The organism is Burkholderia seminalis DSM 23518 (assembly GCF_902832885.1).
Taxonomy (GTDB): domain Bacteria; phylum Pseudomonadota; class Gammaproteobacteria; order Burkholderiales; family Burkholderiaceae; genus Burkholderia; species Burkholderia seminalis.
Map to the genome: position 1 here is coordinate 333,906 of NZ_CADFDK010000002.1, position 18,737 is coordinate 352,642.

At 66.1% G+C, this 18,737-nt stretch carries 17 protein-coding genes; 15 read left to right on the forward strand and 2 right to left on the reverse strand.

The window, feature by feature from the left end; genetic code table 11:
- Positions 1–118 precede the first annotated feature (118 nt).
- From HWX00_RS07945 to HWX00_RS07960, 4 genes are all read left to right on the forward strand, one after another.
- Positions 119–1,924: an ExeM/NucH family extracellular endonuclease gene (locus HWX00_RS07945; protein WP_175027078.1), complete on the forward strand. Its 1,806-nt coding sequence runs from the start codon at positions 119–121 to the stop codon at positions 1,922–1,924.
- Positions 1,925–2,618: 694 nt separating this feature from the next.
- Complete coding sequence (locus tag HWX00_RS07950; RefSeq protein WP_069704439.1) at positions 2,619–4,466, forward strand: S10 family serine carboxypeptidase-like protein; 1,848 nt, start codon at positions 2,619–2,621, stop codon at positions 4,464–4,466.
- Positions 4,467–4,509: 43 nt separating this feature from the next.
- Complete coding sequence (locus HWX00_RS07955) at positions 4,510–4,941, forward strand: hypothetical protein (protein WP_049033869.1); 432 nt, start codon at positions 4,510–4,512, stop codon at positions 4,939–4,941.
- A 23-nt stretch (positions 4,942–4,964) separates the two neighbouring features.
- Positions 4,965–5,264: an MmyB family transcriptional regulator gene (locus HWX00_RS07960; protein WP_226103872.1), complete on the forward strand. Its 300-nt coding sequence runs from the start codon at positions 4,965–4,967 to the stop codon at positions 5,262–5,264.
- 96 nt (positions 5,265–5,360) lie between these two features.
- On the opposite strand, the gene HWX00_RS07965 is transcribed toward HWX00_RS07960, so the two are convergent.
- Entirely contained in the window at positions 5,361–6,839 is a 1,479-nt protein-coding gene (locus tag HWX00_RS07965) for an aminotransferase class V-fold PLP-dependent enzyme (RefSeq protein ID WP_175027079.1), read from the reverse strand.
- A 542-nt stretch (positions 6,840–7,381) separates the two neighbouring features.
- Here HWX00_RS07965 and HWX00_RS07970 point away from each other — a divergent pair.
- The 9 genes from HWX00_RS07970 to HWX00_RS08010 all read left to right on the forward strand — a co-directional run bounded on the left by HWX00_RS07970 (position 7,382) and on the right by HWX00_RS08010 (position 15,940).
- Positions 7,382–8,635, forward strand: a complete 1,254-nt coding sequence (locus tag HWX00_RS07970; RefSeq protein ID WP_034188470.1) for an MFS transporter — start codon at positions 7,382–7,384, stop codon at positions 8,633–8,635.
- Positions 8,636–8,752: 117 nt separating this feature from the next.
- Positions 8,753–9,682, forward strand: a complete 930-nt coding sequence (locus HWX00_RS07975) for a LysR family transcriptional regulator (RefSeq protein ID WP_034188469.1) — start codon at positions 8,753–8,755, stop codon at positions 9,680–9,682.
- A 115-nt stretch (positions 9,683–9,797) separates the two neighbouring features.
- Complete coding sequence (locus HWX00_RS07980) at positions 9,798–10,292, forward strand: cupin domain-containing protein (RefSeq protein WP_034188468.1); 495 nt, start codon at positions 9,798–9,800, stop codon at positions 10,290–10,292.
- 37 nt (positions 10,293–10,329) lie between these two features.
- Positions 10,330–11,349 (forward strand): hydroxyquinol 1,2-dioxygenase, encoded by a 1,020-nt coding sequence (locus tag HWX00_RS07985; RefSeq protein WP_175027080.1) that lies wholly within the window; start codon positions 10,330–10,332, stop codon positions 11,347–11,349.
- Between the two features lie 50 nt (positions 11,350–11,399).
- A complete protein-coding gene (locus HWX00_RS07990; RefSeq protein ID WP_034188466.1) occupies positions 11,400–12,866 on the forward strand; it encodes an aldehyde dehydrogenase family protein in 1,467 nt (488 codons plus the stop codon).
- Between the two features lie 7 nt (positions 12,867–12,873).
- On the forward strand, positions 12,874–13,941 hold the full coding sequence (locus HWX00_RS07995; protein ID WP_175027081.1) for a maleylacetate reductase: 1,068 nt from the start codon (positions 12,874–12,876) through the stop codon (positions 13,939–13,941).
- Between the two features lie 62 nt (positions 13,942–14,003).
- The gene (locus HWX00_RS08000; protein ID WP_034188464.1) at positions 14,004–14,315 is read left to right on the forward strand and encodes a YciI family protein; all 312 of its coding nucleotides are present in this window, start codon (positions 14,004–14,006) and stop codon (positions 14,313–14,315) included.
- 3 nt (positions 14,316–14,318) lie between these two features.
- Positions 14,319–14,654 carry a Rieske (2Fe-2S) protein gene (locus tag HWX00_RS08005; RefSeq protein ID WP_049034746.1) on the forward strand — a complete coding sequence of 112 codons (336 nt, stop codon included), beginning with the start codon at positions 14,319–14,321 and terminating at the stop codon, positions 14,652–14,654.
- Between the two features lie 197 nt (positions 14,655–14,851).
- Positions 14,852–15,940, forward strand: a complete 1,089-nt coding sequence (locus HWX00_RS08010; RefSeq protein WP_175027082.1) for a porin — start codon at positions 14,852–14,854, stop codon at positions 15,938–15,940.
- Positions 15,941–16,007: 67 nt separating this feature from the next.
- Here the strand turns inward: HWX00_RS08010 and HWX00_RS08015 are convergent, their stop codons facing one another.
- Positions 16,008–16,667 carry a glutathione S-transferase family protein gene (locus HWX00_RS08015; RefSeq protein ID WP_175027083.1) on the reverse strand — a complete coding sequence of 220 codons (660 nt, stop codon included), beginning with the start codon at positions 16,665–16,667 and terminating at the stop codon, positions 16,008–16,010.
- 122 nt (positions 16,668–16,789) lie between these two features.
- Between HWX00_RS08015 and HWX00_RS08020 the strand changes: the two genes are divergently transcribed.
- Positions 16,790–17,605, forward strand: a complete 816-nt coding sequence (locus tag HWX00_RS08020) for an AraC family transcriptional regulator (protein ID WP_124670123.1) — start codon at positions 16,790–16,792, stop codon at positions 17,603–17,605.
- A gap of 220 nt (positions 17,606–17,825) precedes the next feature.
- Positions 17,826–18,638 (forward strand): hypothetical protein, encoded by an 813-nt coding sequence (locus HWX00_RS08025; protein WP_175027112.1) that lies wholly within the window; start codon positions 17,826–17,828, stop codon positions 18,636–18,638.
- Positions 18,639–18,737 lie beyond the last annotated feature (99 nt).

An 18,737-nucleotide genomic window follows, 5' to 3' on the forward strand; every position in this document is an offset into this window, starting at 1 on the left:
CGATCGGTGGGGGTCGCGGCGGGATGACGGGCATTACGTCTGCCTGTCTTTTCATTACCAAAAACTGTCATTGAGCGCCGCTAAGCTTTCGCCACCCTCACAACCGGGATTCCCCGTCATGCGCTCGACAATCCGCCTGTTTGCCCCGCTATTGTTGCTTCCGACGCTTGCCGCGCCGGTATTTGCCGCTCCCGTCAGCCCGAACTGCGGCGGCAGCACGACGCCGATCGCCGATATCCAGGGGCCGGGCGCACCGTCGCCGCTCGCCGGCCAGAACGTGTCGGTCGAGGCGGTCGTCACCGCCGATTTCGGCGGCACGGACGGCTTCGGCGGCTTCTTCGTCCAGCAGGCCGACGCGCAACGCCGCAACCAGCCGGGCGTGTCCGAAGGCCTGTTCGTCTATGCGCCGAAAGCGCGCGCGAAGGCCGGCGATCTCGTGCACGTGACGGGCAAGGTCGAGGAGAAATACGGCCAGACGCAACTGACGCTGTCGGGGGCGATCGCGGTGTGCGCGAACGGCCAGACGGTCACGCCCGCGACGCTCACGCTGCCGGTCGACAGCCCGAACGCGTTCGCCGCGTACGAAGGGATGCGCGTGCGCCTGCCGCAGACGCTGAACGTGACCGACAACTACGAGCTCGGCCGCTACGGCAGCGTGATGCTCAGCAACGGCCGCTTGCGTACGCCGACGAGCGTCGTGCCGCCCGCGCAGGCGCAGACGCAGATCGATGCGAACGCACGCAACCGCCTGATCCTCGACGACGGCTCGAACAAGCAGAACCCGGCGACCGTGCCGTATCCGGCACCGGGCCTGTCGGCCGCGAACCCGCTGCGCGCGGGCTACACCGTGCGCGACGTCGAAGGCGTGCTCGAAGTGCGTTACGGCGCGTGGCGCGTGCAGCCGCTGCCCGGCGCGGCCGTGCCGGCGTTCGACACGCGTCCGAATCCGCGCACCAACGCGCCCGCGCGCGATCCGAAGTCGAACCTGCGCGTCGCGTCGTTCAACGTGCTCAACTATTTCAACGGCAACGGGCTCGGCGGCGGCTTCGACGATCCGAACAACCGCGGCGCGAAGACGTTCCAGGAATTCCAGCGTCAGGAAGCGAAGATCGTCAGCGCGCTGAAGGCGATCGATGCCGACGTGATCGGGCTGATGGAAATCCAGAACAACGGCTACGGCGAACTGAGCGCGGTGCGTCAGCTCGCGGCGAAGCTCGGCAGCCACTGGCGCGTCGTCGATCCCGGCTCGTCACGCCTCGGCGGCGATGCGATCGCGGTCGCGATGATCTACGACAACCGCAAGGTCGAACCGGTCGGCCGCGCGGCGACGCTTGCAATCGACGACAAGAACCGCCAGCCGCTCGCGCAGTCGTTCCGCCTGGTCGACGGCAACAAGCAGACGCCGACGGTGGCCGTCAATCACCTGAAGTCGAAGAACTGCCCGGACGCCGCGAACGACGATCTCGACCAGGGCGACGGCCAGGGTTGCTGGAACCCGACGCGCACGCGCGCGGCGACGAAACTGGCCGACTGGCTGGCCGGCAACCCGACGGGCGTCGCGGGCCAGGGCGTGCTGCTGATCGGCGACTTCAACAGCTATACGTACGAGGACCCGATCCGCGCGCTCGAATCGCGCGGCTACCGCAACCTCGTCGCGCGCTGGATTGGCGCGAATGCGTACAGCTACGTGTACAACGGCGAAGCCGGCTATCTCGATCACGCGCTCGCGACGCTGCCGCTCGCCTCGCACGTGAAGGCCGTGCACGAATGGCACATCAACGCGGACGAGCCGCTCGCGCTGCAGTACACGCTCGCGTACAAGTCGGCCGAACAGCAGAAGACGTTCTACGCGCCGGACGCCTATCGTTCGTCGGATCACGATCCGGTGCTGATCGATATCGCGCTCCCGGGCGGCAAGAAATAATCGACTATCGACGTGCCGCAACCGACGACATGCGGCGACGCCGCATGTCGTCATCCGCCCGGAAATGCCGGCCGGATATCGGGTAAATAATGCCGTCGAATCGAATTGAAATTAACGGAGTCGGTATTTTATGGACGATGCGGTACGTATCGGCATGGCGATTGAAGAAAGGTTGAAGCGAATCGAATCCCGGCGTGAGGGGTGAAGGTTGCCGTGCGGTATTAATCGATCACGGATAATAAAAATGAAAGAAAAATCCTGTCGATCTGAAGGTTTCGTCATCGTCGAGTCAATGCAGGCCGGGCTTCCGGGTTATACGAGAAAAGTAAAATATTCGGCCCGGTATTGCCGATAAAGCGCAGCTTGCACGAATAATTCCGTTTTCTTTCAAATGCCAGACACTGTCCGCCCTTCGCATCATTGCGGGATTTTTAATATCCGAATGATCTTTGACAACGCGGCGCAGCACCGCCTATTTTGTCGATGTCGTAAATTTCGGTAATCAGAATAGAAGTCCAAACTGCAGGGGGCGGTTCAAGCACGATTCTCGCCAGCAGTTTGCTGTGTCTGTATCACGTTCAGTCTCTTGAAGCAGTCCGATCCCAACCGCCTTTTGCGCGAGTGGCGGGTGTTGCTGCGCGTCTCGTCGGCGAAGGCGGCCTTTGTGAAGCGGTATCCGAACCAAAGGACAGAGATGAAACCAGACAGGAGCTGTACCGGCAGCCGCCGTGCTCGTCACGGCCGGATGGCCGGGCTGGGCGTAGTGACCGTCATGACACTGGCGCTCGCGGCCTGCGGCGGCGACGATTCGTCGTCCGTCGGCGCGTCGAGCCTCGCGCAGGCCACGGCGAGCCAGCAGGCCAGCGCGCAAGCGGCCGGCAATCAGGCGCCGGCGGCCAACCAGCCGTACATCGACCCCGTCGCCTACTCGATGAACGCGACCGACGGTCTCGCCGCGGCGCAGGTATCCGAGAAAGCGGCCGTCATGCATTACCAGTGGAAATCCGGCGGCACGACGGTCAACTACACGACGACCACCGGCCACCTGACCGCGCAGGATGCGAACGGCAATGCGGAAGCGTCGATGTCGTACGTCGCGTACACCGCGCCGAGCACCAACGGCAAGCCGCGCCCCGTCACGTTCGTCTATAACGGCGGCCCCGGCTCGTCGTCGATCTGGCTGCGGCTCGGCTCGTTCGCGCCGACACGGGTGGCCACGCCCGATCCCGGGTTCGGCACCACCTGGCCGAACTATCCGCTCGTCGACAATGCCGAGAGCCTGATCGACACCACCGACCTCGTGTTCATCGACCCGCCCGGAACGGGGCTGTCGGAAGCCGTGTTGCCGAACACCAACCAGAAGTACTGGGGTTCCGATGCGGACGTGAACATCATGCGCGATTTCATCCAGCGCTACCTGAACGTCAACAGTCGCGGCACGTCGCCGATTTATCTGTACGGCGAATCGTACGGCACGCCGCGTACCGACATGCTGGCGCTCGCGCTCGAATCGGCCGGCGTGCACCTGACGGGCATCGTGCTGCAGTCAGCCATCCTGAACTACTTCGCGGATGCGGTGGAAGCGGTGGCGATCACGCAGTCGACGGAAGGGCTGCTGCTCGAAACCGATACGGTGGCCGGTTACCTGCCGGGCTATGCGGCGGTCGCGGCGTATTTCAACCAGGTCTCGCCGGCGCCGGTGAACCAGGGGTTGTACGCACTGCAGACGGAACTGTTCACGACGCTGATTTACAACCAGCTGCAGAAGTACTCGCAGTCGTGGGTGTTGAGCCAGCTCGGCATTCCGGATGCGCTCGGCACGCCGGTGTTCCCGAGCGATGCGACGCTCAGGCTGTGGTCGATCCCGTCGAGCCTCACGCAACAGGCGCTGCGCGGCTACTTCAACGCGAATCCGTTCGGCACGAGCCTGCTGCCCGGCACGACGATCGGCCGGTATGACGGACGCGTGTCGTTGCCGAATTCCGATCCGCGGCTGCAGAATGACGGCGACCCGTCCGACATCCTGATCTCGCAGCCGTTCACGAACGCGCTCGCGACGCAGATGCCGGATTACCTCGGCTACTCCGCGCCGAACGCGACGTACCTGCCGCTGAACGACAACATCATCGGCGTATGGGACTTCTCGCACGACGGCCAGCCGATGCCCGACACGATCCCCGATCTGCTCGGTGCGCTGCAGTTGAACCCGAAGCTTCGCGTGCTCGCGGAGAATGGCTATCACGATCTCGCGACGCCGTTCTTCAACACCGAGAAGCAACTCGCGCGGTTGCAGACGGTGAAGGGCCTCAATCCGAAGCTGCAGGTGAACTTTTTCCAGGGTGGCCACATGATCTACCTGGACGACGTCGCCCGGCCGGAGATGAAGCGGGACCTGAAGACGTTCTACAAGGGCGCGCGGATTCCGACGGCGCTGACGCTGCACACGCTGCCGCCGCCGTGGCCGGACGAGAATCCGCCGAGCGTGCCGACCGGCAGCGTCCCGGGCGCGACGGCCGGAACGACGCTGGCGGCGGCGCCCTGAGCGACGGACCCCTTGTCAAAGGAACCCTCTATTCATCCATTGAATGCGAGTGATCATGTCCCTAATCAAATTGATGCGGCGTATGTCTCCGTTGATCGTCCTCGGTGCCGTGACGAGCAGTGCCTATGCGTTGCCGCCGCAAGCGGTGGCGCCGGTGAAGCTGCCGCACGGCGGGCGCGGCGTCGACGGCCCGTTCTTTCCCGCCACGCGGGCGGCGCCGGTGTTGCCGTCGACCGGCGCGGCGCTGCAGCAGCAGGCGCAGCAGCGCGTCGACGCAAGGCTTGGCGGCAATACCGTGCTGAGCAACGGCGCGGCCGTGACGAAGGCGCAGGCGCAGAGCAGCGGCCTGGGTTTCGTGTCGAAGCACTTCGACGAGATCGATGCGAAGCACACCGGGCGTGTGACGATGAGCGACGTGCGGCAGTTCATCCAGCAGCGGCAGGTGCAGGCGCAGCAGGAACAGCAGGACGAGTGACGTAGCAGGCAGCGCGGCGGCCGGTGCGATGGAGAATCGCATCGGCCGCCGAATCTTCGGTAGCGCGCGTGCGGGATCGTCCGGCTTTATCAGATTTCGGCGGCGTAGTGAAAATCCGGAAGCGTGCGCCGGATGCGAGCAGCGTCGCATTCGCGCAAGGGTGGGACGCACACGACGTGCGCAGCGGCGTGTCCGGCGAGAAGGTGCTCGTGCATGCGCAACGCGGCACGCAGCGCTATGAGTACGCGACGTTTCAGGCGAACGACGATCCCGCGCTGAAACTGGCGATCTACACGCCGATGAATGACGGAGAAGGGGGCTGATGCTGCGTCGGCCGGCATCACCTCGCGGTCATGCAACGCAGCATCGGCTTCGTGCGTGAACGCGGGTGACGCGGTATAGCGGGGACGTGCGCGGGTTCAGGCCGTGCGTCGCGCGGACAGGCGATTCCACAACAGGCCGGAGCGGCTGCCGCTTCGGCAATACGCGAGCACCGGCTTCTGCAGCGTGTCGACCAGTGCGCCGAACGCGTCGATCTCCGCGTCGCCGATCTGGTCGCGCTCGACCGGCAGGTAGCGTGCCTCGAGGCCCAGTTCGCGGGCGGCGGCGGCGATCTCGTCGAACGCCGGCTGATCGTCGCCTTCGCCGTCGGGCCGGTTGCAGATGACCGAGCGGAAGCCGGCATTGCGGATCGCCTTCAGGTCGGCCGGCGTGATCTGGCGCGACGCGGAGAACCCGTTCGCCGCCGTCGCGCGGCACTGCTCGATCGCCTTGCGGAAACACGCGATCGCGAAGTCGACGTCCTGCTCCGTCGTGAAGCGGCCGAAGCTGATGCGCACCGTGCGGCCGGCCGTTTCCGCATCGAGGCCGAGCGCGGTGAGCACGTGCGACGGTGCGCCGCTGGTCGAGTTGCACGCGGAGGTCGACGAGACGGCGAGCGCTTCGCCGAGCATGAACGGGAAGAAGCCCGGGGCGTTCACGGTCAGGCTCAGCGTATGCGGGATGCGGCGTGCGGCGGCTGCATTCTGCGTGACGTCGCCGAGCGCGAGCAGCGCGTCGGTCAGGCGTGCGCCGAGCGCGGCGATCCGTGCGGTTTCGCCGTCGAGCTTGACGGCGGCGAGTGCGCATGCGACACCCATGCCGACGATCTGATGCGTCGCGAGCGTGCCCGAGCGCAACCCGCGCTCGTGACCGCCGCCGTGAATCTGCGGTGCGATGCGATCGGCGATCTCGCGGCGCACGAACAGCGCGCCGATACCCTTGGGCCCGTAAACCTTGTGCGCCGACATCGACATCATGTCGATGCCGAGCGCGCGCACGTCGATCGGCGTCTTGCCGAGCGCCTGCGCGGCGTCGACGTGGAGCAGCGCGCCCGCGGCGTGCACGAGGCGGGCGATCGCGCCGATGTCGGTCAGCGTGCCGATCTCGTTGTTCACGAGCATCAGCGACACGAGGCCCGTCTCGGGGCCGATGGCGGCCGCCACCGCGTCGGCGGTGATCTCGCCGTCGCGCGTGGGCGTCAGGAACGTGACCTGCGAGCCGTGCTTCGCCAGGCTGGCCATCGTGTCGAGGATGGCCTTGTGCTCGATGCGGCTCGTGATCAGGTGGCGCTTGCCGGCCGCGTTTTCCGCATAGCCTTTCAGCGCGAGGTTGTTCGATTCGGTGGCACCCGACGTCCAGACGATCTCGTCGGCATCCGCGCCGATCAGTGCGGCGACTTGCGCGCGTGCGTGCTCGACCTTGTCTTTCGCCAGCCGGCCGGCGGCGTGCGAGCTCGACGCGGGGTTGCCGAAGATGCCGTCGAAGCCGAGGCAGGCCGTCATCGCGTCGATCACGCGCGGATCGGCCGGCGTCGTGGCGGCGTAGTCGAGGTAGTGCAGCGGGTGGGTGTCGCTCATTTCCGTCTCTTGCTCATTGCATGGTGACGGAAATGATACGGGGGACAGAAGGGAAAAAGGATCCAAAGTTGGCTGGTAATTCGGCCTGATATGAAATGACGTTTTATCCTGATGCCAAATTGGGGAATTTGGTTCTCATTCGATGCGAGGGCCTTTCTGTCCGGATGAGACGCGCGCCCTCCCGCGTTCCCGGGTGGTGCTGTATCCGGGCGCTTGCAAGTCCATGAGGGATTCCCCGATGCGGCGCGCGTGAGCGCCGCTTCAACACGGCGTCGACGCGCGCGACGCTTCCCTGCCGGTCCTTCCTGCCCGCCGTTCCCGATTATTTGCGTTTCGCGAATGGCGCGTTCGCCGGTTGTTCCATACCCGATTCGCGGCCATACCCCTATCGTGGCGACGTCGGCCGGGCGAATTCGACGCGTCGAATCCGGACGCCAGCCGGCACTTCATTGCGATTCGCATCGCACACAAAAACCATCGGACCGGACCCACGCGCAGGCGCTGCGGCGCGCGCGGGCGAACCGGCGTCCACGGAGACGGACATGAAAGCAAACGAGTGGGATACCGCATACGAGTGGAGGGCAGTCACGCTGCTGGCGCTCGGTTTCGGGCTGGTCGGCCTCGACCGCTGGCTCATCGCGCCGCTGTTTCCTTCGATCATGAAGGACCTGAACCTGACCGCGCAGGACGTCGGCAACTGCATCGGCGTGCTCGGCCTGTCGTGGGGCATCTTCGCGGCGCTGATGGGCGGCATCTCCGACAAGATCGGCCGCAGGAAGGTGCTGATTCCGGCCATCATCGCGTTCTCGCTGCTGTCGGGGTTCTCGGGGCTCGCGGGCGGGCTGCTCGGCCTGATGGCGATTCGCGGGCTGATGGGCGTCGCGGAAGGCTCGTTCTGCCCGACCAGCTTCGCGGCGACGGCCGATGCGTCGCATCCGCGGCGGCGCGGCCTGAACCTCGGGCTGCAGCAAAGCGGTTTCGCGTTGTTCGGTCTCGCGCTGTCGCCGATCATCGCCACGCAGCTGCTCGGCTTCGTGTCGTGGCGCTGGGTCTTTGCGCTGGTGGCCGTGCCCGGCCTGGTGCTCGGCGCGATCATGTTCTTCGTGATTCGCGAGCCGAAGGTGGTAAAGGAAGTCGCCGCGGAACGTGCGCCGGCGTCGCTCGGCCATGTACTCAAGAGCCGCAACATCCTCGTCGCGATGGCCGCACTGTGCTGCGCGATGACGGGCGTCTTCGTGCTCGGCGCGCTGCTGCCGCTGTACCTGACCGATTACCTGGCGCTCGGTACGCAGAAGATGGGCCTCGTCGTCTCGGCGATCGGCTTCGGCGGTTTTCTCGGGCAGTTCGGGTTGCCGGGTCTTTCCGATCTGGTCGGCCGCCGCATCGCGAGCATCGTCGGTTTCGCGGGAACGGCCGCGATGCTCTACCTCTTCCGTGGTCTCGGCCCGCAGCCGCTCGCGCTGTTCGGCGTGCTGTTCGTCGCATCGTTCTTCACGCTCGGGCTGGTGTCGCTGCTGTCCGGCCCGGTCGCGACCGAAGCCGCACCGGTCGGCCTCGTGTCGACGTCCATCGGCGTGGTGGTCGGCGTCGGCGAGATCTTCGGCGGCGGCATCGCGCCGGCGCTGGGCGGTTATGTCGCCGCACACTTTGGCATCCAGAACATTCTGTGGTTGCCGATGTGCGCGGTCCTGCTCGGTATCGTGGTCAGTCTGCTGTTGAAGGAAACCGCGCCGGCCGTGTTGCAGCGCCGCGCGGTCGTGCCGCCGGAGCTGGCGGCCGGAGAGCAATCGCGGTAACGCGCGGTGCGCCGCGCAATTGACATCGATTCGGCGACACTGTGACGCTTTTCACATGACACAGCCCGATTCCCGCGCGGGTAGACTGCCGGTTTCGCTGTCGAAAAAGGGCGCGGTATGGACCGGTTCCTGAGCATCGAGGCATTCGTGAGAGTGGCCGAGGCGAGCAGCTTCGCGGAGGCCGCGCGGCAGCTGGGTGTGACGAGTTCGGTCGTGACGAATCGCATCCAGCAGCTCGAGAAGTTCGTCAACGCGCCGTTGTTCCATCGCAGCACGCGCCACGTGCGCCTGTCGGACGTGGGCGAGACGTTCTATCGCGAGTGCGCGGAGGTGGTCGGGCGCGTCAACGAGCTGACGGACCAGATGCGCGAGCTTCGCGCGACGCCGACCGGGCGGCTGCGTATCCAGATGCTGCCCGGCTTCGCGCTCGATCACTTCGGCGCGCCGCTGGCGGCCTTCAATCAGCGCTACCCGGGCATCCAGCTCGACATCATCGTCAACGACCGTGTGGTCGACCCTGTCGAAGAAGGGTTCGACATCGCGTTCCAGATCTTCCCGCCGATTTCCGAATCGCTGATCGAGCGACGGCTGTTCACGGTCCGGCGTCTCTTTTGCGCGGCACCCGCCTACGTCGACGCGCATGGTGCGCCACAACATCCGCGCGAATTGCTGCAGCACACGACGGCGCTGTATTCGGGCTATCCGTCACGTAACCGCTGGACCATGACGCGCGGCGACGAGGTCGTCGAAATGGAGCTGCCGGGCATGATCCGCTCGAACTCCGTCCACCTGCTGCGCGAATACGCGCTGACCGGCGGCGGGGTCGTCTGTTTGCCGACGCTCGTGGCGAGCGACGCGCTCGTCGCGGGCCGCCTGGTACCGATCCTCACCGACTACCAGCTCGCGCCGCTGAGCTTCGCCGCCGTTTATCCCGCAACGCAGCGACAGGCGCTGAAGGTCAAGGCGCTGGTCGAATTCCTCGCCGAATACATCGGCGACGAATCGCCGTGGGATCTCCCGCTGCTGGCGCGCGGCTGGGTGCGTTGAGCCGCGCGGATTATTCGCGAAACGCAAATGCCGTAATCGCCGTCCGTTGCCTTGTTGCTGCAGTGCGTTGCCCCTAGAGTGGAATCCAACAAGCGGTTCAACTCAGGAGACAGCAATGACCAGCACGGCATTCCACACCGTCTTCGGCTCGCTCGACGGTTACCGGAAGGGCGAGATCGAAATCACCAGCGGCAGCGCGCAGCACTACGCCTTCTCGAACGTCTTCGAGGTGGCATCGAAGTCGGCCCCTTATGAAAAGGTCGTCGCCGGCAAGAATCTCGAATACGTGATCGAAGTGTTGAGGACCGACGGCCAGTCGCCGTGGTTCGCCTGTGCGCACGACGAGTTCACGATCCAGATGGACGGCGAAGTCCGGATCGATTTCATCAAGCTCGACCACCCGCCGAGATCGGGCCGCGGCACCGTGAGCGCCGGCCCGCAGCCGGCCGGCCGGAACATGGGGTACGTCGTGTTGCGCCAGGGCCATCAGGCGCTGCTGCCGGCCGGCTGCGCGTATCGCTTCACCGCGAGCCGGCCGGGCGTCGCGCTCGTGCAGACCGTCCTCGGCGAACTGTCCGTCGAGAAGTGGGCCGAGATCTGCCTGCACTGACCTTCCGACCTCATTCGACTATTCCAGGAGACACGTTATGGCCACCCTCGACACCCTCGATCCGTCCACGGGCTTTGCCGCCGATCTGGTGCGATCGACCGACGCCGATGCCGTGACCGGCTACCGCCGCTTCCAGCTCGGCGAATTCGAATTCCAGCGCGACGAATACTTCGTGAAGATCAGCTGGCCCGCGAAAGGCCAGACGCGCACGCATGCGATGCCGGCGGATGCGTTCCTGCGCGCGATGATGCGTGACGTCGCCTGGGGCTTCTTCTACGGCTGGGTGAACTTCGACCACGTGTTCGGCACGCGCAATCACTACGGCAAGGTCGACATGTATGCGGGCACTTTCAACGGCATCCTGAAGGATGCCGGTGTCGACTACACCGAGACCTTCGACACGCCGACGATCATGGCGACCTTCAAGGCGATGCTGCACGACTGGACGAACGAAGGCTTCGATCCGTTCGCGGCGCCCGAGGAAACGGGGACCGCGTTCGGGCGCAAGCACGGCGACAACGGCTCGGCGATCGAGCGCACGCGTATCGCGACGCGCCGCATGCCGGGTCTCGAAGGCGATTCGCCGCTGCGCGACGCACTGCCGGTCAACCGCGCGTTTCTCGACGTCGCGCAGGACGAGCCGGACGTGCACGTCGAGCCGGGCTTCGAAGGCGAGCTGCACGCGTTCAACCTGTTCAAGTACCTGTCGCGCTCGGACGTGACGTGGAATCCGTCGGTGACGTCGGTGTGCGGGCGCAGCCTGTTCTGCCCGACCACCGAGGAATTCATCCTGCCGGTGTTCCACGGCAACGATCGCGTCGAATGGTTCCTGCAACTGTCCGACGAAATCGTGTGGGACATCGGCGACAAGAACACCGGCGCGCCGCGTGCGCGCATCACGATGCGCGCGGGCGACATCTGCGCGATGCCGGCCGACATCCGCCACCAGGGCTATTCGACGAAGCGGTCGATGCTGCTGGTCTGGGAAAACGCGACGCCGGACCTGCCGCAGCGCTACGAGAGCGGCGAGCTTGCGCCATACCCGATCGCGTTCTGAGCCGCGCGCCAGCGACGGCTTCCGCTTCAGCCCTACACCGAGGACGATTCATGCAAACCCAACTCTTCATCGACGGGCGTTTCGTCGACGCCGTCGAGCGCGGCACGATCGACGTGCTGAACCCGCACGACGGTGCCGTCATCGCGAAGATCGCGGCGGCCACCGCGGCGGACGTCGACCTGGCCGTCGAAGCCGCGACGCGCGCCTTTCCGACATGGTCGGCGATGCCGGCGGCCGAACGCGGCCGTCTGCTGCTGCGCCTGGCCGATGCGATCGAAGCCAACGCGGACGAACTGGCGCGGCTCGAATCGCTGGATACCGGCCACCCGATTCGCGATTCGCGTTCGCTCGACGTGCCGCGCACGGCCGCGTGCTTTCGTTATTTCGGCGGCATGGCCGACAAGCTGCAAGGCTCGGTGATTCCGGTCGAGACCGGTTTCCTGAACTACGTGCAGCGCGCGCCGATCGGCGTCGTCGGCCAGATCGTGCCGTGGAATTTTCCGCTGATGTTCACGAGCTGGAAGATGGGCCCGGCGCTGGCGGCCGGCAACACGGTGGTGCTCAAGCCGTCGGAAATCACGCCGCTGTCGACGCTGCGCATCGTCGAGCTGATGGCGGAAGTCGGGTTTCCCGCCGGCGTCGTCAATATCGTGCCCGGTTACGGTCATACGGCAGGCCAGCGGCTCGCCGAACATCCGGGCGTCGGCAAGATCGCGTTCACGGGGTCGACCGCGACCGGCCGGCGGATCGTCGAAGCGTCGCAGGGCAACCTGAAGCGCGTGCAGCTGGAGCTGGGCGGCAAGGGCGCCAACATCGTGTTCGACGATGCGAACCTCGATGCGGCGATCAACGGCGCTGCGTGGGCGATCTTTCACAACCAGGGGCAGGCGTGTATCGCGGGCTCGCGTCTCGTGCTGCACGAACGGATCGCGGATGCGTTCCTCGAGCGCTTCGTCGCGCTCGCGTCGTCGATCCGCATCGGCAATCCGCTGGATGCGAATACCGAAATGGGGCCGCTCACGTCGAAGCAGCACCTCGAGCGCGTGCTGTCGTATGTCGACGTCGCGCGCGAGCAGGGCGGCCGCGTGCTCACCGGCGGCAGCGCGCCGCAGGATCCGGCGCTCGCCAACGGCTACTACGTGCGCCCGACGGTCATCGAGGCGAAGCGCGCCAACGACCGTGTCGCGCAGGAGGAAGTGTTCGGCCCGTTCGTCACCGTGTTGCGCTTCGGCAGCGACGAAGAGGCGCTCGCCATTGCCAACGCGACGGAATACGGGCTCGGCAGCGGCCTCTGGACCCAGAATCTCTCGCGTGCCCACAAGATGGCGTCGCGGATCAACGCCGGCATGTGCTGGATCAACTGCTACAAGCGCGTCAATCCGGGCAGCCCGTTCGGTGGCGTCGGCAAGTCGGGCTACGGCCGCGAGATGGGTTTCGAGGCCATGCACGACTACACGGAAGCGCGATCGGTGTGGGTCAACGTCGACGGCAACGTGCCGCCGCACTTCAAGCGCTGAGGTTCGCATGGAGCGCTTCGTCTATCAGGGCACGCCCTCCCGCGTGGTATTCGAATGGGGTGCGCTCGACAGGCTGCCGGACGAGCTGGCGACGCTCGGCGCCCGCCGCGCGCTCATCCTGTCCACACCGGAACAGCGGCCTCTCGCCGACCGGGTGACGGACATACTGGGCGAGCGCGCGGCCGGCGTGTGCGCGCAGGCCGTCATGCACGTGCCGGTCGACGTCGCGCGCGCGGCCCGCGAAATGGCCGCCGAACGGGGCGCGGACTGCTGCATCGCGATCGGCGGCGGGTCGACGATCGGGCTGGGCAAGGCCATCGCGCTCGAATCGCCGCTGCCGATCCTGGCCGTGCCGACGACGTATGCCGGCTCGGAGATGACGCCGATCTACGGGCTCACGGAAGGCCGCTTGAAGCGCACCGGGCGCGATGTGCGCGTGCTGCCGCGTACCGTGCTGTACGACCCGTCGCTGACGGTGTCGCTGCCGCCGGGCATTTCGGCGGCGTCGGGCGTCAATGCGATCGCGCATGCGGTCGAGGCGCTCTATGCGGAAGATGCGAACCCCGTGATCAGCCTGATGGCCGAAGAAGCGATTCGCGCGCTCGGCGAAGCGCTGCCTGGCGTGGTGCGCGATCCGGCGGACCGGCCGATGCGCAGCCGCGCGCTGTATGGCGCGTGGCTCGCCGGGACCTGCCTCGGTGCGGTCGGCATGGCGTTGCACCACAAGCTCTGTCACACCCTCGGCGGCACGTTCAACCTGCCGCACGCACAGACGCACGCGTCGATGTTGCCGCATACCGCGCATTACAACCACGCGGCGGCGCCGGATGCGTTGCGTCGCGTCGCGCGGGCGCTGGGCGGGAACGACGCGGCCGACGCCGGCCCGTTGCTGTTCGAGCTGAACGAGCAGCTCGGCATCGCGCCGGCGCTCGCCGCGATCGGGATGCCGCGGGAAGGGCTCGACGAGGCGGCCGATCTCGCATGCAAGAACCCGTATGCGAATCCGCGGCCGATCGAGCGCGCGGCGATTCGCGCGCTGCTTCAGGACGCATGGGAAGGCCGTGCGCCGCGTTGAGCGGCGTGATGCGCCAATGGAGAAAGACTGATGAATGACTCCATCGACCGGAGCTGATCGTCATGGCTCGATTTTTCGCGGTATTGGCGACGGACCAGCCCGGCATGCGCGACGTGCGCGATCGTGTGCGGCCGATTCATCGGACCTATCTGCGTGCGGCTGCCGAGCACGGCGTGGTCGTGCGGCTCGGCGGCCCGACGCTCGACCCGCAGGGCGACGCGATGAACGGTACGCTGCTCGTCGTCGAGGCGGACGACATTCATGCGGTGATGCGGTTCGTTGGTAACGACCCGTATGTGAAGGAGGGGTTGTTCTCGCACGTGGAAGTGCGCCCGTGGGACTGGAGCCTCGGCAACCCCGAGCAGCGGGTGTGAGCGATGGAAGCGAGACGACTCTGCCGCGTTTCCGAGGTGCCCGACGGCGGCGCGCGCGTCGTCGACGAAGCGTGCATCGGGCGTCCCGTCATCGTCGTGCGGCGTGGCGAGCAGGTATGGGCGTACGTGAATCGATGCCCGCACTTTTCCGTCCCGCTCGATTACGTGCCGGGCAATGTCTCCTGCTATCGGTCGCAGGTGCTGATGTGCGCACATCACAGCGCGCTGTTCCGCTTCGACGACGGCGTGTGCATCGACGGGCCGTGCACGGGGGCCGGACTGGAAGCCGTGGCCGTTGACGTGGATTCCTCGGCGTGGGTCATTTCTCGAGAGCCGTGAATCACGGATCCTGATCGGCTAGGGTGCGACACCGGTTCACGTAAAGAATTTCACGATAATCAATCAGTAAAACTAATCATGATTTTGATGGTGATGTAGAAGCCCGAATCAGGGCGATTTTCCACGAGGCAACAAGCGAGCACCCGCCGCCTGGCGCGGTGACGGGCTCGTATTTCCATAAAAAAGACGGAGACAACATGAAACTCAGGTTTGGCGTATTCGCGGTGCTTGCCGTCGCGCAGGGCGCATGGGCGCAGAGCAGTGTGACGATGTTCGGTCTGATCGACGCCGGCATCTCGTATGTCAGCAACGAGGGCGGCGGCAAGAACGTCAAGTTCGACGACGGCATCTATGCGCCGAATCTGTTCGGCTTGCGCGGCACCGAAGACCTCGGCGGCGGATATCGCGCCGTGTTCGCGCTCGTGAACCAGTTCTCGATGGCGAACGGCAGCATCGTCGGGACCGGGATCTTCGGGCGCAATGCATACGTCGGCCTCGACAGCGACCGGTTCGGCAGCATCACGCTGGGGAATCAATACGACTTCATGGTCGACGCGCTTTTCAACAAGGGGAATGCGATCGGGCGGGACATCTCGGGGCTGTACGGTTTCAGGAACGGGCCGTTCCAGCGTCTCGCGCTGCCGGGCAATCCGACCGGCGCATTCGACTGGGACCGCACGGCAGGCAGCAAGCCGATCGCGAATTCGGTCAAGTACACGTCGCCGACGGTCTCGGGCTTTTCCGGCGGCGTGATGTATGCGTTCGGCGGGGTGGCCGGCTCGATCGGCGCGGACAACGCCGTCAGTGCCGGCGTGAACTACGAGATGGGCGCTTTCGGCGTGGGCGCGGCATACACGAACGAGAAATATGGCCCGGCGCCGGGCGTGCCGTCGACCAGCGTGCGCAACTGGGGCGTCGGCATGCACTACGACTTCGGTGTCGTGAAGGCGACGGCACTGGTGACCACCGTGCGGAATGCGTTCAACGATGCCGGTGTGTGGATGGCGGAAGCGGGCGGCCTGTGGCGGATCCGGCCGGACGTCGTCCTGGGCGCGAAGTACATGTACATGAAGGGCAACGAAGCGGTGAACGACAACCACGCGCACCAGGTCAGCGTGGCGCTTCAGTACCTGTTGTCGAAGCGGACCATGGTGTACGTGTCGGCCGATTACCAGCGCGCCAATAGCGGCGCGAATGCGCAGGTGAATGGCGTGCTCGATCCGAACGGTGCGTCGAGTTCGGCAAGTCAGACGGTGGCTCGGCTCGGGTTGCATACGGTGTTTTGAGGGAGCGGAGTCGACGCCGCACGACGGTGCGCGGGTCCGGCTCCGTCGCGTGCGAGGGTTCCCGGCGTCAGCCGGCCGATGCGGCGGCCGCCTTCACCTTGTCCTGCTCCGCCGCCAGCGCCGCATCGGCCGCCTGCGCGCGCTGGATGGCGGGGCGTGCGAGCACGCGGTCGAGATAGTGGCGCACCGCCGGCGTCTCGGGCATCAGTTTGAACATCGTGATCCAGTTCAGCGCGGACGCCCACAGCACGTCCGCTGCGGTGAAGCGTTCGCCGAGCAGATAAGGCCCGTTGGCCAGTTGCGCGCCGATCGTGTCGACGACGGTATCGAAGTCGCCGTAGGGTGACGTCGAATACGGAGCAGGCGGCCGGTTCATCGATCGATCGACGATGGCCGGCTCGAAGCACGATCCGTAGAACACCATCCAGCGCAGGTACGAGCCGCGCAGCGGATCGCCCGTCGCCGGCGCCAGGCCGGCTTCCGGATACAGTTCCGCCGCATAGAGATAGACGGCGGCCTGCTCGGTGACGACCACGTCGCCGTGGCGCAGGGCGGGCACCTTGCCCAGCGGATTGATCGCCCGATAGGCGGGCTCGTGATGCTGGCCGGCGGACAGGTCGAACGCGTGCAGTTCATAGTCGGCGTTCAGTTCCTCGAGCAGCATGCGGGCGCCGGCCGACCGGCTGCGCGGCGAATGGTAAAGGATCAGGTGGCGGTCTGGCGGCATCGCGGACTCCATGGCGTGGTCGGGAAGCGGGCGTCCAATGTAGGCCGGCGCGCGCGGCATCGTCTTGGAAAAATCCGCTGTGGCGGTGCATCATCACGGTATTCCCTCTCGCCGTTCACACCATGTCCGACCTGCGCAGCGTGACCGATAGCCCCAAGGGCGTGGTCGGCCCTCGGGCCGCCCTGCAGCGCTTCCGCCTGAATCGCTACTATCCGTGCGCCGCACTGGCCGGCGTGCTCGATCACCACTGGATCGTCGAATGGGATTTGCGCGACCAGCCGCCCCACGTGCAGCGCACGCTGCCGTATCCCTGCGTGAACCTGGTGTTCGACCGGCGGCAGACGGGCATTTTCGGCGTGGTGTCCGGCGCATTCGAGACGACGCTGGCCGACACGGGGCGCGTCATCGGGCTGCGATTCCGGCCCGGCGCGTTTCGGGCGTTTTTCGGCAAGCCCGTGCATCTGATGACCGACAAGGTGCTGCCGGTGTCGACGCTGCTCGACTGCAGCGATGCGCAGGCCGAGGCGGCGGTGCTCGGTGCGCAGGACGATGCGGGCATGGTATCGGCCGCGGAGTCGTTGCTGTTGCGCGTGCTGCCGCCGCCCGATCCTCAGGTGGAGCGTATCCACGGCTTGCTGCAGATGCTGCAGCAGGACATCGGCATCACGCAGGTGCGCGATCTGGCCGAACGCGCCGGCTTGAGCGAGCGCACGCTGCAGCAGCTCTTTGCCGACTACGTGGGGGTGACGCCGAAGTGGGTGATCTGTCGATATCGCCTGCACGAAGCGGCTGACCGGCTGGCCGGCGGACAGCCGGTCGATCTGGCTGAACTGGCGCAGGCGCTTGGCTATTTCGATCAGGCGCATTTCACGCGCGACTTTCGCAAGCTGGTGGGGAAGGCGCCGGCGGAGTATCGGCGGGAGGACGGGCAGGCATGAGTGTGTGGATGCCCGACGGGCGCCGCAGCGCACATCCCGTTGGTTGTTGTCGGCCGGGCAACACGGTAGTGTGCCCGTGGGCCTGCCGCCGCGCCGACAACGAACCTATGATGGGGCGAGCCGGCCCTCGGTGACGGTCAACACCGAGGGGTGCGCTGCCGATCATTCCACCCTGTAGTGCTCGTCGTTGATCGATCTGCAAGCCAATCAGGAGTGTGTCGTGTTTCACCGGAAATCCAAATGGGGTCGTTCGAACCTGGCGTGCATCGTCGCCCTGGCGACGATGCTGGCGACGGTCACCGCGCACGCAGAGACGGAGACTGTCGACGGCGCGACGCGCATCGCGTCGGCCGTCAATCGCGACGCGTCGCCGGCCCGGCCGATTGTCGGCGACGACCCGGCCGCCATCCGCGATGCGCTGCAGAAGCTGCACGTCGGCACGCGCTCGCCTTCGTTGCGCGACCGGGTTCGCGGCCTGGTTCCCGGTGCGGCCGACCGGCGCGGATCGAATCCCGACCTGGCGGCCGTCGGTCTGGATCGTGACGTGACGTTCGTGGTGCCGGTGCGGTACGGGGTGAGGTACCGGTCGCGGCGGCACCTGTTGACGCTGGATGTCGACCTGTTCGACGCGGAGCGCGGCGACCGGACGGGCATCCTGCTCAGCAAGGTCACGACGGGGCCACGAGGGCGCGGGCTCGTGATTGCGCCCGAAGCGAAGGCAAAGGGATACGTCCAGCACGTCGACGTCATCGAACTCGACGCCGGGGAAGGCAAAAAGACCACCGTTCGTAGCCGCATGCGGCTTTCGCCCGCCGAGTACGCCCGGACGCAGGGCGACTTCGCGCTCGTTTTTTCCGGGCGCCTGGTTCGGCCTTACCTGACCGACCAAACCGAACATGCCGATCCGAGTATCGAGGAGCCGACGGACATCACGACGAGGGTCTCCACGTTGCACGTGGATCTCCACGACATCCGGCTCGTGAGCCCGTCGAGCGGCGTCGTGGTGTCGAAGAAGCTGGCTTTGTCGAAGTAGCGGGTGTCGGCGACGAGGGTATGCCGGCGTGTGGACAGACAAGGGCCGGATCGGTGATGCGGTCCGGCTGAAGCGCCGTTTTCCGGGGCTTCTTGCCCG